Annotated in this window: 14 protein-coding genes; 6 read left to right on the forward strand and 8 right to left on the reverse strand. The window is 68.8% G+C overall.

The features are described from left to right. Positions 1-84: 84 nt before the first annotated feature. Positions 85-2,352 carry a M28 family metallopeptidase gene (locus SYV04_RS41580; RefSeq protein ID WP_321551662.1) on the reverse strand — a complete coding sequence of 756 codons (2,268 nt, stop codon included), beginning with the start codon at positions 2,350-2,352 and terminating at the stop codon, positions 85-87. A 278-nt stretch (positions 2,353-2,630) separates the two neighbouring features. Next, positions 2,631-4,019, reverse strand: coding sequence for an ammonium transporter (locus tag SYV04_RS41585; RefSeq protein ID WP_321551663.1), 1,389 nt, complete (start codon positions 4,017-4,019; stop codon positions 2,631-2,633). 259 nt (positions 4,020-4,278) lie between these two features. Here SYV04_RS41585 and SYV04_RS41590 point away from each other — a divergent pair, with 259 nt between their 5' ends. Together SYV04_RS41590 and SYV04_RS41595 are read left to right on the forward strand one after the other, a co-directional pair. Next, positions 4,279-4,767: a YbaY family lipoprotein gene (locus SYV04_RS41590; RefSeq protein WP_321551664.1), complete on the forward strand. Its 489-nt coding sequence runs from the start codon at positions 4,279-4,281 to the stop codon at positions 4,765-4,767. Positions 4,768-4,853: 86 nt separating this feature from the next. After that, the gene (locus SYV04_RS41595; RefSeq protein ID WP_321551665.1) at positions 4,854-5,831 is read left to right on the forward strand and encodes a hypothetical protein; all 978 of its coding nucleotides are present in this window, start codon (positions 4,854-4,856) and stop codon (positions 5,829-5,831) included. Positions 5,832-5,840: 9 nt separating this feature from the next. Here the strand turns inward: SYV04_RS41595 and carB are convergent, their stop codons facing one another. Further along, positions 5,841-9,080: a carbamoyl-phosphate synthase large subunit gene (gene carB, locus SYV04_RS41600; protein WP_321551666.1), complete on the reverse strand. Its 3,240-nt coding sequence runs from the start codon at positions 9,078-9,080 to the stop codon at positions 5,841-5,843. A 131-nt stretch (positions 9,081-9,211) separates the two neighbouring features. On the opposite strand from carB, the gene SYV04_RS41605 reads away from it, so the two are divergent. After that, a complete protein-coding gene (locus tag SYV04_RS41605) occupies positions 9,212-9,985 on the forward strand; it encodes a hypothetical protein (RefSeq protein ID WP_321551667.1) in 774 nt (257 codons plus the stop codon). Between the two features lie 7 nt (positions 9,986-9,992). On the opposite strand, the gene SYV04_RS41610 is transcribed toward SYV04_RS41605, so the two are convergent. From SYV04_RS41610 to SYV04_RS41630, 5 genes are all read right to left on the reverse strand, one after another. Then, complete coding sequence (locus tag SYV04_RS41610) at positions 9,993-11,183, reverse strand: pyridoxal phosphate-dependent aminotransferase (RefSeq protein WP_321551668.1); 1,191 nt, start codon at positions 11,181-11,183, stop codon at positions 9,993-9,995. 50 nt (positions 11,184-11,233) lie between these two features. Then, complete coding sequence (gene coaD / locus SYV04_RS41615) at positions 11,234-11,716, reverse strand: pantetheine-phosphate adenylyltransferase (RefSeq protein WP_321551669.1); 483 nt, start codon at positions 11,714-11,716, stop codon at positions 11,234-11,236. Between the two features lie 33 nt (positions 11,717-11,749). Then, a complete protein-coding gene (rsmD, locus tag SYV04_RS41620; RefSeq protein WP_321551670.1) occupies positions 11,750-12,307 on the reverse strand; it encodes a 16S rRNA (guanine(966)-N(2))-methyltransferase RsmD in 558 nt (185 codons plus the stop codon). Positions 12,308-12,311: 4 nt separating this feature from the next. Further along, positions 12,312-13,355, reverse strand: a complete 1,044-nt coding sequence (locus tag SYV04_RS41625) for a hypothetical protein (RefSeq protein ID WP_321551671.1) — start codon at positions 13,353-13,355, stop codon at positions 12,312-12,314. An 85-nt stretch (positions 13,356-13,440) separates the two neighbouring features. Continuing rightward, positions 13,441-14,445: a cation diffusion facilitator family transporter gene (locus tag SYV04_RS41630; protein ID WP_321551672.1), complete on the reverse strand. Its 1,005-nt coding sequence runs from the start codon at positions 14,443-14,445 to the stop codon at positions 13,441-13,443. Positions 14,446-14,558: 113 nt separating this feature from the next. Here SYV04_RS41630 and SYV04_RS41635 point away from each other — a divergent pair, with 113 nt between their 5' ends. The 3 genes from SYV04_RS41635 (at position 14,559) to typA (ending at position 19,022) form a co-directional block, all read left to right on the forward strand. Beyond that, the gene (locus tag SYV04_RS41635; RefSeq protein WP_321551673.1) at positions 14,559-16,136 is read left to right on the forward strand and encodes a sigma 54-interacting transcriptional regulator; all 1,578 of its coding nucleotides are present in this window, start codon (positions 14,559-14,561) and stop codon (positions 16,134-16,136) included. Positions 16,137-16,140: 4 nt separating this feature from the next. Beyond that, positions 16,141-17,067 carry an alpha/beta fold hydrolase gene (locus tag SYV04_RS41640; protein WP_321551674.1) on the forward strand — a complete coding sequence of 309 codons (927 nt, stop codon included), beginning with the start codon at positions 16,141-16,143 and terminating at the stop codon, positions 17,065-17,067. Between the two features lie 113 nt (positions 17,068-17,180). Continuing rightward, positions 17,181-19,022 carry a translational GTPase TypA gene (typA, locus tag SYV04_RS41645; protein ID WP_321551675.1) on the forward strand — a complete coding sequence of 614 codons (1,842 nt, stop codon included), beginning with the start codon at positions 17,181-17,183 and terminating at the stop codon, positions 19,020-19,022. Positions 19,023-19,052 lie beyond the last annotated feature (30 nt).

A 19,052-nucleotide genomic window follows, 5' to 3' on the forward strand; every position in this document is an offset into this window, starting at 1 on the left:
ATGTGAAGAACGGATGATCCCGTATTTCCCTTCGGGTGAGAAGGGATGCAATCCAGGGTCGGCCGGCGCAACTCCCTTATGAGCTCAAAGCGACAGGGAGCGCAGGGAGACGATCCGCGTTCCGGCCGTCACCCAGGAAGGCAGGGCGGCACGGGCCGACTCCAGTGCGGGCGTGCGCTCGCCCTCGGCGAGCTCGCGGACCTGGACCTTCACGGGCGCCGCGCCTCGCAGCAACAGGGTGACTTCCCAGGAGACATCCGGCTTCATCAACGCGTGGATCGTGTAGGTCCGCTCATCCTCGGGCAGCGTGGGCAGGGGCGGTGTGAGCGACCAGCCCGCCAGGGCCTTGCGCGGAATGAAGAGCGAGAGCCGCTCGCCGGACTCTCCGTGCCACCGCAGCGTCACCCTGCGTGTTCCCTCTGGCCCTTCCCCCGCGGGGATGACTTCCAGCGAGGGCGCCTGGCGGCCCGTGGGCTTCTCGGAGATTCGATGCTGCTGCGCGGTGCCGTGCCGAGAAGAGGTACTCAGCCCGGGCAGCAGTCCCTCCAGCTCGAGGAAGTCCGCACCATCCACCCAGAGGCGGGACTGGCCCTCCTCGTCGGCGTGCGTGAGCGTCACCCGCTTGGGCCGCTCCGGGGTGTAGGGGGAGCGCAGCGCCAGTACCCCGGCGGCGAGCACCGCCACGAGGGACAGCGCCAGCGCGGCGCGTCCCAGGCGGCGCTGAGGAAGCAGCGCGGGCAGGCCCGTGAGCGCCGCGCTGATGACGATGAACGCGATCAGGAGCGCGATGACGGGATCGAACGGAATGACGGGCCCCGAGCGCCCGGCCACGGGGATGAAGAGCTCCAGCAGCAGCAGCCCGCTCTGCGCGGTGAGGAGCGCGCCGGGCAGGAAGGCGACCCACGCCAGCACAGCGCGCCAGCGTGGCCACTGGCACGCGGCGGCGAGCCCCAACGCTCCGGGCAGCAGCCACCAGCACGCGAGGTAGGCGACGACCGCGCCCAGCGCCACCAACAGCCCTTGGAGCAGCGCCCACACCAGCAGCCCTCCGGCCCAGAGGGTCAGGGCCTGCGCCGCACCGGGGACTCCGCGCCGCTCGGCACGCCGCACCCACGCGGAGGCCACCGCCAGCGGGCCCACGAGGGCGAGCGTCCCGAAGCCGAGCCAGGCCAGGGATGGCGTCGCATACCAGCCGTGGGGGCGCTTGAACAGGTACGCCTCCAGCAGCGCGAGCGCCACCGGCAGGCACAGCCCCGCGAGGAGCCCTGCCAGGGTGACAGCCGCACCCCACCCCACTGCCTTCGGGGAGACTCCGCCGCGGCGCCACGCGACGAGCAGCGCTCCCAGCACGCCCAGCGTGGAGAGCCCCGCCAACGCGAGCGCGGTGCGCGCGGAGTAGACGAACATCACCCCGCCCAGCAGATCGTAATAGATGGAGGTCTCCGCCTGGGCGCTCGGAGGCGGCGGCTGCTCCGCCAGCGCGCGCGCGAGCGCCAGGGTGTTGCTCCCCACGTGCTGGAGGCTGCCGGGCGTCACCCGCTCGGGCGTGTCCAGCGGGGTGTGGTAGGCGTAGCCGTCCTCGATGAAGGCCGAGTCCAGGACCCGCAGCCCGCGGTCGCGGTAGACGCGGAAGTCGGTATCGGACGGGACGAGCTGCGCGCGAAATAGATCCTCCCCCACCACGGAGCCGAAGGGATGGGGCACGCTGCTCGCGTAGGTCTTCAGCAGCCCGGCGGCATCGGGCGTGGCGCGAAAGAGGAGCGACTTGCCACCTGGCCCCGCAGCATCGAGGTTGATCACCGCCTGGACCTCGCGGGCCCAGGGGTGCTGCAAGAAGGCGTCGGCGCCGACCAGCCCGTACTCCTCGCCTCCATTGAGGTTGAAGAGGATGTCATGGCGCGGCTGGGGCCCCGCGGCGAGCGCTCGGGCCACCTCCACCGCGGCGGCCACGGCCACGGCGTTGTCTCCAGCGCCGGGCGCATCCGCGTGGCTGTCGTAGTGGGCGGAGATCAGCACCGCCGCGCCGGGCTCACGGCCGGGCAGCCTCGCGAGGATGTTGCGCACCCGGTAGGCCACCGCCCGGTCCGGCCCCACGAGGGCGCCTTGCGCGTCCTGGACCTGCACCTCCAGACCGGGGATCTCCCGCAGGCGCTGCGCCAGGTACTCCGCCGACTGGGCGTCGCGGGAGCTGCCCTGGGGACGGGAGCCGATGTCCGCCGCCAGGTGGCGCAGGAGCGGCGCCGCGCGTGCCTCGGAGAAGACGGTGGGTGGGGCGTCGGCGGGAACGGGTGACGGCGGCTGGCGCGACCAGGTGACCAGCGCGTACACCCCCACGAGGGTGACCACAGCCACGACCCAACGCCTGACGTCCGTCTCCTGGAAAGATGCATGCACCGTCACGGTGCGCGCATCAAAGCCTCAGTCAGGGTGCCCCGCCATGTCTCGCCCGAGACTTCCAGCAAGGCTGGAATCCGCCCCTTTATCTGACTCCTAACCGGTTAGAACGGGTGACGACTCCTAACCGGTTAGGACTGGTGACGACTTCTAACCGGTTAGAACTGGTGACGACTTCTAACCGGTTAGAACTGGTGACGACTTCTAACCGGTTAGGACTGGCCATCGGGGAGGCCTCAGGCCGGCACCGGGAGCGATCCCTCAGGACGGGCGGGCTCGGAGGAAGTAGCCACCGAAGCCGCGGCCGGAGGCGGCGCGGACAACACAGCCGTCTCCCCCACCGTCTCGTCATGCTGGCTGCGGTCGAGCCCCTCCTCCTCGTGCTTGGCGGTGACACGCAGCGGGACGATGCGATCCACCAGCTTGTAGAGCAGGTAGGAGCCGATGAACGAGAAGGCGGAGACGACGACCAGCGCCAGCATGTGCATGAGGAAGGTGCGCGTCTCGCCGTAGAGGAGGCCCACGTCCTTGGCCAGCACGCCGGTGAGCACCATGCCCACCACGCCGCCCAGGCCGTGGCAGGGGAAGACATCCAGCGTGTCATCCACCGCGGTGCGGCTCTTGAAGTGCGCGGCCGCGTTGCTGACGAAGCTGGCCACCAGGCCCACCATGATGCTCTGGCCCACGGTGATGAAGCCGGCCGCGGGAGTCACCGCCACCAGGCCCACCACCGCGCCCACGCAAGCGCCCAGGGCACCCGGCTTGCGGCCGCGCAGCCAGTCGAAGGCGATCCACCCCAGCATGGCGGCGGCCGAGGCGGTGTTGGTAGTGGCGAAGGCGAGCGTGGCCGTGGACGAGGCGCTGAGCGCCGAGCCCGCGTTGAACCCGAACCAGCCAAACCACAGCATGCCCGTGCCCAGCATCACGAACGGCAGGTTGGCCGGGGTGTGGCTGAGATTCTCGCGGTGGACCTGCCGCCGCCCCAGCACCAGCGCGCCGGCCAGCGCCGCGAAGCCCGCGGACATATGCACCACCGTGCCGCCCGCGAAGTCCAGCACGCCCCACTGGCGCAGGAAGCCCTCCGGGTGCCACGTCCAGTGCGCCAGCGGCGCGTAGATGACGAGGCTGAAGAGCACCATGAAGACGACGTACGCCTTGAAGCGCACGCGCTCGGCGAACGCGCCGGTGATGAGCGCCGGGGTGATGATGGCGAACTTGAGCTGGAACAGCGCGAAGAGCAGCAGCGGGATGGTGGGCGCCAGATCCGGGTGCGTCTCGCCGCCCACGCCGCTGAACATGAAGAAGGTGCGCGGATCGCCGATGAGCCCGTGGAAGCTGTCACCGAAGCTGAGGCTGAAGCCCACCACCACCCAGAGCAGGCTGATGACCGCCATGGCCATGAAGCTCTGCAGCAGCGTGGAGACCACGTTCTTCAGCCGCACCATGCCGCCGTAGAAGAACGACAGGCCCGGCGTCATCAGCAGCACCAGCGCCGTCGCGGTGAGGATCCACGCCGTGTCCGCCGTGTTGATGGGCCCGCCCTGTTTCGCCTGGGCCTGAGGCGTCACCAGCATGCCCAACACACCTACACCTACCAGGACTGCCATCGCCGCCCACTTCTTCATGCTGCCCGCCTCCTGCGGAAGAGCCGACGCGGTGCATTATGGGAGCGCTATAGCCTTATTTCAAGTGCTGATAATACTAAACCCCACCAAACAAGGACAAAAACAAAGCACTTAATCCAAGGGCGCTGAGATTTGCCCCGACCGAGAACACCCGCCCCTCCAGCAGGCAGGCTGAGCTAAGGAGCGAACGGCGGGAGCGGCGACGCTCCCGTTTTTCTTTGCGGGGACCGGTTCCCCGCTCTCCTTCAGGAGCCCTGTCATGACTCGCCGAATCACCGCGCTCGCGGGATGCCTCGCCGCGCTCACCCTGTCCGCCTGCGCCTCTACGCCCCCCACCCCCGAAACCCAGACCCCCGAGACCCAGGCCCCCGAGATGAAGACCCCCGACACCACCCCCACGGAGCGCCCTACCCCTCCCGCCAGCACCCAGGTGACCGGGACGGTGCGGTACCGCGAGCGCATCGCCCTCTCCCCGGAGGCCGTCGTCCAGGTGGAGGTGGTGGAGGTCTCCGCCGAGGGCCGCCCTGGGGACGTGGTCGGCACACAGACCCTGCGCTCCCCGGGCCAGGTCCCCATCCCCTTCTCCGTGGACGTGCCCTCCGAGCGCATCCGCGCCGACGCCACCTACCTCGTCCGGGCGCGCATCACCGACGGCGCGCGGACCTTCTCCACGCCCGAGCCCATCACCGTGCTCACCCAGGGCGGCCGGACCACGGACGTAGAGGTCCTCTTGCGCAGCGGAAACTGACGTAACTCCATCCTCCTACCCCGTCTCCCGAAGGGGAAAGTCAGACCCATGCACTAGTTATTCACGTGTCTGAGCGGGAGGCATCCATGCAGGGAGAGATGTTTCGCAGTGAGTCGCTGGTGCCAACAACGCGCCGCGCGTACCTCACGGCCGATCTGTTGAAGGAGGAGCGGGAGCAGCGCCAGCTCCTCGGCCAGTACGTGAAGCAGTGCATGGTGGAGGGCACCGACTACGGCCGCATCCCCGGCATGGACAAGCCGACGCTGCTCAAGCCCGGCGCCGAGAAGCTGATCGACTTGTTCCGCTGCACCCCCGAGTTCACCCTGGTGCCGGACTTCAGCCGGGAGGACTTCGAGGGGGGCTTCTTCAAGTACACCTTCCGCTGCCGCATCCTCAGCCGGGACACGGGCGCGGTGATGGCGGAGGGCTACGGCTCGGCCAACAGCCGCGAGAGCCGGTTCCGCTGGCGCACGGCCAACCGCACCTGCCCCACCTGCGGCAAGGCGGCCATCATCCAGGGCAAGGCCGAGTACGGCGGCGGCTGGGTGTGCTTCAAGAAGCGGGGCGGCTGCGGCGAGAAGTACGTCGAGTCGGACGAGCGCATCACTGTGCAGCCGGTGGGCCGCGTGGAGAACGAGAACATCGCCGACGTGGACAACACCATCCTGAAGATGGCCAAGAAGCGGGCCCAGGTGGATGGGGCCATCGCCCTGGCGCGCTGCTCGGACATGTTCACCCAGGACGTGGAGGACATGCCGGCGGCGGAGCTCTCCGCGGTCGCCCCTCCCGTCACGGGCGCGGTCTCGGCGCCGGGGCCCACGGTGGAGGCCTCTCCCCGAATCTCCGCGGTGGCCTTCGGCCCCTACAAGGGCAAGGCCATCTCCGAGATGAGCGACGAGGAGCTGAGCGCCTCCATCGATCTGGCCCACTCGAAGCTGCAGGAGCAGCCCAAAGCCAAGTGGGCCAAGGCGATGCGCGAGAACCTGGCGGCGCTCGAGTCCGAGGTGGAGCTGCGATGCCGTGCGCCCCACGCGGACGGGGCGCACACCGGCCTGCCGCAGTAACCCCGGGCACTACCCGGGGCGCACGGTGGTCTTCAGGTACTCCTGGAGCGGCTTGACGCTCAGCTCCGTGCGCCGCAGGGACTCCAGCGCGCCCACCGCCATCCGCGCCGCCTGCACCGTCGTGTAGTACGGCACGCCGTGCATCAGCGCCTCGCGGCGGATGGTGAAGCTGTCGGCGATCTCCTGCTTGCCGAACGTGGTGTTGATGAGCAGCACGATCGCCCCATCGACGATCTTGTCGACGATGTTCGGCCGGCCCTCCTTCACCTTCTGCACGAGCTGCGCCTGGATGCCCTTGGTGGCCAGGTACGCGTGCGTGCCGGCCGTGGCCACCAGCTCGTGCCCCATGGCCCGCAGGCGCTTGGCCAGGTCCACCACCGCAGGCTTGTCATCGTCCTTCACGGAGATGAACACCTTGCCGGCGCGCGGCAGCTTCACGCCAGCGGCGAGCTGGCTCTTGGCGAAGGCCGAGGCGTAGTCGTCCGCCAGCCCCATCACCTCGCCCGTGGACTTCATCTCCGGCCCGAGGATGACGTCCACCCCGGCGAAGCGCGCGAAGGGGAACACCGACTCCTTGACGGCCACGTGGGAGAACTCGACCTCCTGCGTGTGGCCCAGCTCCTCGAGCGTCTTGCCCACCATGCAGAGGGCGGCGATCTTCGCCAGCGACACGCCGGTCGCCTTGGAGATGAAGGGCACGGTGCGGCTGGCGCGGGGGTTCACCTCCAGGATGTAGATGATTTTCCCCTGGATGGCGAACTGCACGTTCATCAGGCCTACCACCTTCAGCTCGCGCGCCAGGGCGATGGCCTGATCCTTCATGCGCTCCACGAGGTCCGGCGAGAGCGAGTGCGGAGGCAGCGTCGCCGCCGCGTCTCCGGAATGCACCCCGGCCTCCTGGATGTGCTCCAGCACCCCGCCCACCAGCACCGCGCCCGTCTTGTCCGCCACGAGGTCCAGATCCACCTCGATGGCGTCCTTGAGGAAGCGGTCAATGAGCACCGGGTGCTCCGGAGAGGCGCTCACCGCCTCGCGCATGTAGCGCTCCAGGCTGGACGCGTCGTACACCGTCTCCATGGCCCGACCGCCCAGCACGTAGCTGGGCCGCACCATCACCGGGTAGCCAATGCGCTCGGCGATCTTGAACGCCTCGGCGTGGCTGCGCGCCACCCCGTTCTCCGGCTGCGTCAGCTTCAACTTCTCGATCAACGTGGCGAAACGCTCACGGTCCTCGGCGCGGTCGATGGCGTCCGGCGTGGTGCCAAGAATGGCCAGGCCGGCCTTCTCCAGCGGCACGCTGAGCTTGAGGGGCGTCTGCCCGCCGAACTGTACGATGGCGCCCACGGGCTTCTCTCGCTGGGCCACCTCGAGCACGTCCTCGATGGTGAGCGGCTCGAAGTACAACCGGTCCGAGGTGTCGTAGTCGGTGGACACCGTCTCCGGGTTGCAGTTGACCATCACCGTCTCGAAGCCCGCCTCGCGCAGCGCGAACGCCGCATGCACGCAGCAGTAGTCGAACTCCACGCCCTGGCCGATGCGGATGGGCCCGCTGCCCAGGATCAGCACCTTCTGGCGATCGGAGGGAGGCGCCTCGTCCTCCTCCTCATAGGTGGAGTACAGGTAGGGGGTGAACGCCTCGAACTCCGCGGCGCACGTGTCCACCCGCTTGTACACGGGCCGGATGCCCCGAGCGTGCCGGTGCGCGCGCACCTCGGACTCCGGGTAGCCCAACAGCAGCCCCAGGTAGCGATCCGAGAAGCCGTTCGACTTGGCGTCGCGCAGCACCTCGTCCGGGATCTGATCCAGCCGGCCGTACTCCTGCAGCGCATGCCCCTGGCGCACCAGCGCTTCGATCTTCCGGAGGAACCACGGATCGATCGCCGACACCTCGTGGACCTGCTCCACCGTGAGGCCCTCGCGGAAGGCCTGGGCCACGTACCAGGGGCGCTCGGGCCGGGGGATGCGCAGGGCCTCGCGCAGCACCTTCTCCCGCTCCTCCTTCTCCGTGGGCAGCTCGGGCACCTCCAGCGCCAGGCGGCTGGCCTCCATGGAGCGCAGGGCCTTCAGGTACGCCTCGGAGAAGGTGCGGCCAATGGCCATCACCTCGCCCACCGAGCGCATGCTGGTGGTCAGCGTGCGGTCGGCGCGGGGGAACTTCTCGAAGTTGAAGCGGGGAATCTTCACCACCACGTAGTCGATGGTGGGCTCGAACGAGGCCGGCGTGTCGCGGGTGATGTCGTTGCGCAGCTCGTCCAGCGTGTAGCCCAGGGCCAGCTTCGCGGCGATCTTCGCGATGGGGTAGCCCGTGGCCTTCGAGGCCAGCGCGCTGGAGCGGGACACGCGCGGGTTCATCTCGATGACGACCATGCGCCCATCGCGCGGATGGATGCCGAACTGGATGTTGGAGCCGCCCGTGTCGACGCCAATCTCGCGGATGATGGCCAGCGACGCCTCGCGCATGCGCTGGTACTCGCGGTCCGTGAGCGTCTGCGCGGGGGCCACGGTGATGGAGTCACCAGTGTGTACGCCCATCGGATCCAGGTTCTCGATGGAGCAGACGATGATGACGTTGTCCGCCGAGTCGCGGACCACCTCCAGCTCATACTCCTTCCAGCCGAGCACGCTCTCCTCGACGAGGATGGTGGAGGTGGGGCTGGCCTTGAGGCCCGAGCGGCAGATCGTCTCGAACTCCTCGCGGTTGTAGGCAATGCCGCCGCCAGTGCCGCCCAGGGTGAACGAGGGCCGGATGATGGCCGGGAAGCCGATCTCCTCGATGAGCGCGATCGCCTCCTCGATCGTCTTGGCGTAGCCGCTCTTGGGCAGCGCCACGCCGATCTTCTGCATGGCCGCCTTGAAGAGCTGGCGGTCCTCGGCCTTGTTGATGGCCTCCAGCGAGGCACCGATCAGCCGCACGCCGTACTTCTGGAGGATGCCCTGCTCGGCCAGCGCCTTGGCGAGGTTGAGCGCCGTCTGTCCGCCCATGGTGGGCAGGAGCGAGTCGGGGCGCTCGGCGGCGAGGATCTTCTCGGCGGCCTCGACGGTGATGGGCTCGATGTAGGTGCGGTTGGCGAACTCGGGGTCCGTCATCACCGTGGCGGGGTTGCTGTTGAGCAGCACCACCTCCACCCCCTCGTCCCGGAGCGCCTTGATGGCCTGCGTACCCGAGTAGTCGAACTCCACGGCCTGGCCGATGACGATCGGACCCGAACCAATCACGAGGACCTTACGGATATCGTTTCGCTTGGGCATCGGGCGCCCCCATAGCAACCCGCGCCCGCACATGCACGTGGCGATTGAACGAGGTGGGTCGCCTGCTCCGGGAGGAACCCAGGCCATCGGCTCGGCGCTCTGCTAAAACGCGAACGCTCCCTGGAGGTTCCATGCGCCGCTGGTCCCTGGCCCTGCTCGTCACCCTTGCCGCTCCCGCCTTTGCCCAGGCTCCCACGCCTGCCGCCGAGCCCGCGCAGACCCCGCCCGCCGCGCCAGCGCCCGAGCCCCAGGCTGCCCCTCCGGCGCCGACGCCCACTCCGGAGCCCAAGGCGGCCGCCCCCGCCCCCACCCCCGAGCCCAAGGCAGCGGCCCATGCCCCTACCCCAGAGCCCAAGGCCACGCCGCCCGCGCCAGCAGCTCCGGCTCCGGCGGCCAAGGCCACCCCGACGCCCGCTCCCGCTCCCGCAGCGGCGGCGCCCGCTCCAGCGGCCAAGGCAGCCCCCGTGCCGGCGCCCGTGGCCGCCGAGGAGGACGACTCGAAGCTCAACGCCGAGGAGTACCTGCGCAAGCTGGTGCGCCGGGAAGCCCGCTACATCTTCGAGAACCTGCTGGCGGGGGACGCGCGGGGCGCCTCGAACGAGCTGATCTACCCCTTCCAGCTCGAGGACAAGAAGTTCAACACCCCCGACGAGCTGGTGGCCGCCTGGGTGAAGGAGCTCCGGCAGAAGCGCACGGACCTCATCACCCTCTACGACATCGAGGTCCTCTCCCTGGCGGAGATGGAGAAGAAGTACGGCAAGTCCCCGGCGCGGCTGGGGCTCGGCAACCTGAAGGATCCCAACATCTACGCCGCGGTGGGCAACCTCTCTGGGAAGGCGGCGGTGCTGCTCTTCCGCGCCCCCCAGGGGACCACCCAGCCGCAGGCCTTCGCCTACACGGACTGAGGCGACGTCAGCTCAGCGCGGCGATGAGCTCGCCGATCCGCGCCAGGCCCTTCTGAATCACCTCGCGCGAGGTGACGAAGCTCATGCGCAGGTAGCCCTCGGCGCCGAACGGCGCGCCGGGCATGACGGCCACCCGGAAATCCTCCAGGAGGATGTCCGAGAGCCGCTGGGAGCTGCCCACCTTCTGGCCCTTGTAGGAGCGCTCCAGCAGGGCCTTCACGTTGGGGAACACGTAGAAGGCCCCGTCCGGGTAGCGGCAGCTCACGCCCTGCAGCGCGTTCAGCCCCGAGACGATCAGCTCCCGGCGCGCGCGGTACTCCGTCACCATGGTGGTGATGGTGTCGGTGGGGCCCTTGAGCGCCGCCACCGCCCCCTTCTGCACCATGGAGGTGGGGTTGGAGGTGGACTGGTCCTGGATCATGTTCATGCCGGCGATGAGCGGCTTGGGCCCGGCCGCGTACCCCAGGCGCCAGCCCGTCATGGAGTACGACTTGCTCATGCCATTGACGACCACCAGCCGGGGCACCAGGTCGGGCGCCACGTTGCCGATGTTGAGGAACTCGCCCTCGTACATCAGCTTCTCGTAGATGTCGTCGCTGACGATGAGGCAGTCATGGCCACGCACCGCCGCGGCGATACCCTCGAGCACGGCGCGCGAGAGCACGGCGCCGCTGGGGTTGCTGGGGCTGTTGATGATGACGGCGCGGGTGCGCGGGGTGAGCGCGCGGCGGATGGCCTCGGGGTCCGGCGCGAAGCCGTCCTCCTCGCGCGTCTCGATGATGACGGGCTTGCCGCCGGCCAGCAGCACCATGTCCGGGTAGCTGACCCAGTACGGGGCGAGGATGATGACCTCGTCTCCCTCGTTCAGCAGCGCCTGGAAGAGGTTGTAGAGCGAGTGCTTGGCGCCCACGGACACCAGCACCTGATCGGGCGCGTAGGTGAGCTGGTTGTCGCGCTGGAGCTTGGCGCAGATGGCCTCGCGCAGCTCGGGAATGCCGGCGGTGGGGGTGTACTTGGTGAAGCCCGCGCGGAGGCAGTCGATGGCCGCCTCCTTGATGAACTCAGGGGTGTCGAAGTCCGGTTCCCCGGCCGCGAACCCCGCGATGTCCACTCCCTTGGCGGCGAGCGCCTTGGCGCGCGCGTTCAGCGCCAGCGTGGGAGAGGGCTTGATGGCCTTGAGCCGCTGAGCAAGTTGCATGCCCTGTTTGCTACTCCGAGACGCCAGGGCGGACAAGGCTTACACGCACTTCAGGTGCGGCTGGCGAATTTGGCCTTCAGCCCGGCGTACACGTTGGGAGGCACCAGGCCGGCCACATCCCCACCCAGGGAGGCGACCTCCCGGACGAGCTGGGACGAGATGTAGAAGTAGTCCTCGCCGGTCATCATGAAGACGGTCTCGATGCCGGGGGCCAGCTTGCGGTTCATGTTGGCGAGCTGGAACTCGTATTCGAAGTCCGACACGGCGCGAAGGCCGCGCAGCAGCACGCCGACCTGGCGCTGCTTGGCGTACTCCACCAGCAGGCCCTGGAACGAGTCCACCTCCACCCGATCGTCCTGGCACGCGCCCCGGATGAGCTCGCGCCGCTCCTCCAGGGAGAAGAGGGGTGTCTTCTTGGGGTTCACCGCGATGGCTACGATGAGCCGATCGAACATCTGCAGGCCCCGCTGGATGATGCTGAGGTGCCCGTTGGTGAGCGGATCGAAGGAACCTGGATAGATGGCAACCGGCATGGGTGGGAGTCTCAACCCACCCCAACGGGTCGGTCAAGGAATGCGATAGAAGCTCATGAGGGTGTCGCCGAACCGGCGCTGATCCTCGCGGCTCATCCCCTCGTGGGAGTCGGGCGCCGGCTCGCGCTTGTCGTGCTCGATGATGAGCATGCCCCCGGGGGCCAGCAGCCCGGCGCGCACCACCAACTCCAGCACCGACTCCACCACCCGGGCGGCGTACGGCGGATCGGCGAACACCAGCTCGAAGCGCTCGCCCCGCTTGCCCAGGGCCTCCACGGCGCGGGCCACCGGCTGGGCGAGGATCTCCACCTGGGAGGTGAAGCCCAGGGTGTCCGTGTTCTGCCGGCACAGGGCCAGGGCCTCGCGATCCGAGTCCACCAGCACAGCCCGGCCCGCCCCGCGCGAGAGGGCCTCCAGCCCCAGGGCCCCGGTGCCCGCGTAGAGATCCAACACGGCCTGGCCCTCCAGGAACTGGCCGAGCACGTTGAAGAGCGTCTCCCGCACGCGGTCCGCCGTGGGGCGGATGTGCTTGGAGGTCGGCTTGGGGCCTTGGATGGCGCGGCCCTTGGCGCTGCCCGCGACGATTCGCATCGGCTCAGTCGCCCCGGTTCTCGGCCAGCCAGTTCATGGCGCGCCAGCCCGTCCTCGACGCGCCCAGGAGCCCCAGCACCACCGTGGCCTCCGCGAAGGAGAGCGCCTCCAGCCGCTCCTGCGCGGCGAGCTCCAGGGGTGGCAGTTGCTCCTCGAGCAGCCCCAGCAGCTCGGCGGGCGAGAGCCCCGCGGCCTCCGCCTTCTGCTCCACCACGGCGCGAGCCTCCGCCGGCCAGGCCGCCAGCGCCACGCGATCGAAGGGCCCGATGCAGTCCACCTTGCGCACCCCGGCCGCCACCAGCGTGGGCATCGCCCGCACCGTGCGCTCGTTCACGTCCGCCACCGTCACGCTCACGCCATGGTCCGTGGCCAGCTCCACCAGCAGGTGCAGCAGCCCCACGTCCAGGTCCTCCTCGCCCAGCGCCGGCGCCGACACCCGAAGGAAGCGCACCGGCACCCCCGCCTGGCGCATCCCCTCCAGCAGCGGGCGGGCCGTGTCCACCGGCGTCTCCCACTCCTGCGCGCGCGCCGGCAGGGTCAACTCCAGGGGCAGCTCGCGCTCGCGCAGGGGCGCCGACAGCGTCTGGACCACCTCCACCGCCGCCGCCGGCTCCAGCCGCGACACATCCAGCGACACCAGGGAGAAGCCGTCATCCACCAGCCGGAAAATGGCCTCCTGCTGCAGCCGCACGCCCTCGGGCTTGGGCTTGGCGACCCGCACGGGGCCGGCCTGAAGGAACAGGGGCCGCGCATGCTCGGCCTCCGTGGCCGCGGCCTTCACCGCCGCCAGGAAGCGCTCCGTGGCGCCTCGGTCCGCCAGGGGGTGGCTGCACGCCAGCCCCAGCACCGCGTCCTCCGAGCGCGCCGCCGCCAGCAAGCCCGGCACGGCGGCCTTGGCCCGCACCGGCACGCAGGGCAGCGCCACCGGCGAGCCCTCGAGCGCCCGCAGCAGGTCCTCCGGGTTGAGCAGCGGCACCCGAGACTTCTGCCCCAGCCGCGCCACGGCGTTCGCCGGCCGCAACGACAGTACCTTGTCCAGCACACTCATGAGCCGCCGAGAATGTTCCGACTGCCCGAACTCCGCAAGACAACTGCGCAGCCGCGCGTCCGTTGCCGGCCCCTCGCCCAGCCCCTCAGTGTACCTCGCCGAGGTGGGCGTACGTCTCGCTCTCGATCTGGATGGTGGTGTGATCGATCCCGAACCGATCGAACAGCTCGTGCTTCACCGCCGAGAGGATCTCGTCGTTGTTGCAGGCCATGGCGTTGGCGACCACCAGGTGCGCCGACAGCGCGTACATGCCGCTGGAGATGGTCCACACGTGCAGGTCATGCACCGCGCTCACGCCCTGCACCCGCAGCATCAGCTCCTTCACGGCCTCCAGGTCCACGTGGGCGGGCACGGCCTCCAGCAACACGTCCACCGCGTCACGGACCAGCCGGATGGCGCCCACGACGATCACCACGGAGATGAGCACGGAGATGAGCGGATCCACCCCGTACCAGCCCGTCATCGCCATGATGCCGGCGCCCACCAGCACGCCCACGGAGGACAGGGCATCGCCCAGCACATGGAGGAACGCGCCGCGCACGTTCATCGAGTGCGTGCGGTGCAGAAAGCCCAGCGCGGCGAGGTTGGCCACCAGGCCCACCGTGGCGACGATGGCCATGGGCCCCAGCTGCACGGGCGCCGGCTCCCGGAAGCGCTGCCAGGCCTCGAAGAGGATGATGCCGGTGATCCCCAGCAGCAGCACGCCGTTGACCAGCGCGCTGAGGATCTCCATGCGGTAGTAGCCGTAGGTCTTCTTGAGGTTGGCCGGCTTGCCCGAGAACCACAGCGCCAGCAGGCTGAGCGCCAGCGCGGACACGTCCGTGAGCATGTGGCCCGCGTCGGACATCAACGCCAGCGAGTTGGTGAGATAGCCGCCCACCGCCTCGGCCAGGGCGATGGTGCCCGTGAGAATCAGCGCGAACAGCAGCCGGTTGCGGTCCTTGCGGCGCTCCTCGGCCAGGTTGGCCGGACGCCGGGGAGGCTTACCGTGCCCATGCCCGTGCCCATGGTCATGATCGTGGCCATGGTGGTCGTGATCATGCCCGTGTCCGTGTCCTGAGCCGCCGTGTTTATGCGCTGATGTAGTCAAGGGAGAGAACCCTGCGGACAGCGCGCCGGTCTCAGGATATGAGAAGCGGCTGAAATTCGGACACCCCGGGTTTCAAGCTGTCCTGGCGTGGGACATGGGCACGAGGAGAGGGGATGGACTTCGAGAAGTACCAGAACCTGCACACCATCATCATGCTCAAAGAAGTCATCCGCAAGTGGTGGCAAGCGGAGCTGGCCTTCGCGGACAAGCATGGGGTGGTGCAGGAATGGCAGCGCGGAGACATCGTCCCCCCTCCGAATGATTTCTGCCGCCTGTCGCTGTTGTCCAAGGAGGGCGGCCGGCGCTGCGGCCAGTCGGTGCGGGTGCTCCACGAGAAGTTCAAGGGGAGCAAGCGCGTGCGCCGGGCGCTGACGCACGAGTGCCACCTGAACTTCACCGTGATTGGCGCGCCGCTCTACGTGGACAACGAGTACGAGGGCCTGCTCTTCATCCAGGGGTTCGCGCGCCAGCCGCTGGGCGAGCGCGAGGCGCAGGTGCTCAAGGCGCAGATCCGCGAGCTGACCCCGGTGGACACGGACCTGGACCGGGCGGTGGCGCGAGTGCCGGTGATGGAGGCCTCGGAGCTGAGCAAGCTGGCGGATCTGCTCGAGTTCGCGGTGACCGAGATCGCCAACTACGAGGCGGAGCTGTCGCGCAAGGACGAGACGATCACCTCGCTGTCGCACGAGCTGTCGGACCGCTACAAGTTCGAGAAGATCATCGGCCGCTCCACGGCGATGACGGAAGTCTTCCGGCTGATGGAGAAGGTGGCCAACTCGGACTCCACGGTGCTCATCAACGGCGAGTCGGGCACGGGCAAGGAGCTGGTGGCGCGGGCCATCCACTTCAACGGGCCGCGCAAGGACAAGCCCTTCGTGGTGCAGAACTGCTCGGCCTTCAACGACAACCTGCTGGAGAGCGCGCTGTTCGGCCACACCCGAGGCTCCTTCACGGGCGCGCTGCGCGACAAGAAGGGCCTGTTCGAGGTGGCCGACGGGGGCACCTTCTTCCTGGACGAGGTGGGCGACATGTCCCCTGCCCTCCAGGTGAAGCTGCTGCGCGTGCTGCAGGAGGGCACCTTCATCCCCGTGGGCGGCACCCACTCCAAGGAGGTGGACGTGCGCGTCATCGCCGCCACCCACAAGGATCTGGGCGAGCTGGTGAAGAAGGGGCAGTTCCGCGAGGACCTCTACTACCGCATCAACGTCATCCGCCTGCACCTGCCCGCGCTGAGGGATCGCCGGGAGGACATGGCCATCCTCATCGACCACTTCCTGCGCAAGCACCACCGCGAGAACCAGCGCACCCGGGGGCTGTCGCCCGAGGCGCTGGCGATCCTCAACGCCTACCCCTGGCCGGGCAACATCCGCGAGCTGGAGAACGAAATAGAGCGGCTGCTGGTGCTGGGCGGGGACCTGGAGATGATCCCTCCGGACCTCATCTCCAGCCGCATCCGGGACGTGGTGATACCGGGGGGCTCCTCGCTGATGGCGCCGGTGCGCACCACCGGCAAGCTGAACGAGGCGGTGGAGGCGCTGGAGCGGGAGATGATCCAGCGGGGCCTGGCGCGCACCCAGTACAACAAGAGCCGGCTGGCGCGGGAGCTGGGCATCAGCCGCTCGAACCTCATCCTGAAGATCGCCAAGTACGGGCTGGACCGGGGCCCGGAAGGGGCGGAGGCGGAAGACTGAGCCCATGAACCACTACTTCCGCCAGGACTACCTGCGCGTCCCCGATGGCTCCTCGCTGTACTTCCAGGTGCTGGGCGAGGGCGAGCCGGGCATGGTGCTGTGTGACGGACTGGGCTGCGACGGGTTCGCGTGGAAGTACCTCACGCCCTACCTCTCGCGGCAGCACCGGGTGCTGCGCTGGCACTACCGGGGCCATGGGCGCTCGGGGCGGCCCGAGGACAGCCGCCGCTTCGGCATGCTCTACACCTGCGAGGACCTGGACCGGCTCATGGACGCGGCCGAGGTGAAGCAGGGCATCATCTTCGGGCACTCCATGGGGGTGCAGGTGGCCCTCGAGTTCCACCGCCGCTACGCCCACCGCGTCCGGGGGCTGGTGCTCATCTGCGGCAGCTACGGCAACCCGCTGGACACCTTCCACGACTCCACCTACCTCAAGCGCGTCTTCCCGGTGCTGCGCCACCTGGTGGAGCGCTACCCGGCGCGGGCGGCCCGCCTCATCCACTCGCTCTTGAGCACGGATCTGGCCATGCAGGTGGCGCTCTCGGTGGAGCTCAACCGCGACCTCATCTCCAAGGCGGACCTGGCGCCCTACTTCGAGCACCTGGCGCGCATGGACCCCGTGGTGTTCGTCCGCACGCTGGACTCGCTGGCCACCCACACGGCGTGGGACCACCTGCCCCACGTGGACGTGCCCACCCTCATCATCGCGGGCGAGCGGGACAAGTTCACCCCCTCCTGGCTGTCGCGGAAGATGGCCGAGCACATCCCGGGCGCCGAGCTGATGCTGGTGCCCCTGGCCACCCACACGGCCACCCTGGAGTACCGGGAGCTCATCGAGCTGCGGATCGAGCGCTTTCTCAGGGATCGGTTGGGCGTCCAAGTGCCTTTGCCCCCCCGCCTGCCCCCCGGGGAGGGTGCCACTCCGTCGTAATTGCGGACGGAGGGCTCGCGGCATATAAGGCCCGGCCTCATGCGTTCCAGTGGGATTCCAGGGTTCTCCTGTCCACGGAAAGCCCTCCCCTTCAGCCTTGAGTCTTAGTCCGTATGATCGCTCGCGAAAACATCCGTAACGTCGCCATCGTCGCCCACGTCGACCATGGCAAGACCACCCTCGTCGACCACATGCTCCGTCAGGCGGGCATCTTCCGGAGCAACGAAGCCGTCGTTGAGCGGGTGATGGACTCCAATGACCTGGAGCGCGAGAAGGGCATCACCATTCTCGCGAAGAACACGGCGGTCACCTACAAGGGCAAGCAGATCAACATCATCGACACGCCGGGCCACGCGGACTTCGGCGGCGAGGTGGAGCGCGGCCTGCGCCTGGTGGACGGCGTGATTCTGCTGGTGGACGCGGCGGAAGGCCCCCTGCCCCAGACGCGCTTCGTGCTCAGCAAGGCGCTGGGCATGGGCCTGAAGACGGTGCTGGTCATCAACAAGATCGACCGTCAGGACGCGCGGGCCAAGGAAGTGCTGGACCACGTCTACTCGCTCTATATCGATCTGGGCGCGGACGATAAGCAGCTGGAAATGCCGGTGCTCTACACCATCGCGCGCCAGGGCCAGGCCTCGACGCAGCTGGAGGTGCCGGGCAAGACGCTGGAGCCGCTGTTCTCGGCCATCCTGGACCACATCCCGCCCCCGCCGGCGAGCGACCACGACACGCCGCAGCTGCTGGTGGCCAACCTGGATTACGACGACTACGTGGGCCGCCTCGCGGTGGGCCGCGTGCAGGCGGGCCGCTTCACCCCGAACATGCCGGTGTCGGTGGTGCGTGAGGGTGGCAAGGTGCAGCAGGGGAAGATCGTCAAGCTGTACGGCTTCTCGGGCCTGAAGCGGGCCGAGATCCAGGACGCGGGTCCCGGAGAGATCGTCTCCATCGCGGGCATCGAGGACATCTCCATCGGCGACACGCTCTCGCACCCGGAGAAGCCGATCGCGCTGCCGCGCATCACCGTGGAAGAGCCCACGATGATGATGATCTTCCGGGTGAACGACGGGCCGCTGGCGGGCAAGGAGGGCAAGTACGTCACCTCCCGCAACCTGCGTGAGCGCCTGTACCGCGAGGCCTACCGTAACGTGGCCATCCGCGTGGAGGACACGGCGACGCCGGACGCGTTCCGGGTGGTGGGGCGCGGCGAGCTCCAGCTGGCGGTCATCATCGAGACGATGCGCCGCGAGGGCTACGAGCTGACGGCGTCGAACCCGGAGCCGGTGACGAAGACGATCGACGGCGTGCTGCACGAGCCGATGGAGCTGCTGGTGTGCGACGTGCCCGAGAACAGCGTGGGCGCGGTGACGGAGCGGCTGGGGCCTCGCAAGGGCCGCATGGTGGACATGACGCAGCTGGGCTCGGGGCGTACGCGGCTCCAGTTCCGGATTCCGGCGCGTGGGTTGATCGGGTTCCGCTCGGAGTTCCTCACGATTACGCGCGGTGAGGGCATCATGAGCAGCCAGTTCGACGGCTACGAGCCGTGGTTCGGGTCGATCCCGAAGCGGAGCAACGGGGCGATGGTGTCGGACCGCCTGGGCGAGACGGTGCCGTACGCGCTGTTCAGCATCCAGGAGCGCGGCTACCTGTTCATTGGTGCGGGCGTGACGGTGTACGAGGGGATGATCATCGGCGAGCACGCGCACCCCTCGGAGCTGAACGTGAACTGCTGCCGCGAGAAGAAGCTGACGAACATCCGCGCGGCGGGCCGAGACGAGAACGTCATTCTCACGCCGCCGCGAGAGATGGGGCTGGAGAAGGCGCTGGAGTGGATCGCCGACGACGAGCTGGTGGAGGTGACGCCGAAGTCCATCCGCATGCGCAAGAAGGCGCTGGCGGTGGGCGAGCGTTACCGCGCCGAGCGCGACCGCAAGCGCGAGGAGCGCAGCGAGGCGTAAGCCACCGACTCACACGTTGAAGAGACCGCG

This window comes from Hyalangium ruber (assembly GCF_034259325.1).
GTDB classification, from domain to species: domain Bacteria; phylum Myxococcota; class Myxococcia; order Myxococcales; family Myxococcaceae; genus Hyalangium_A; species Hyalangium_A rubrum.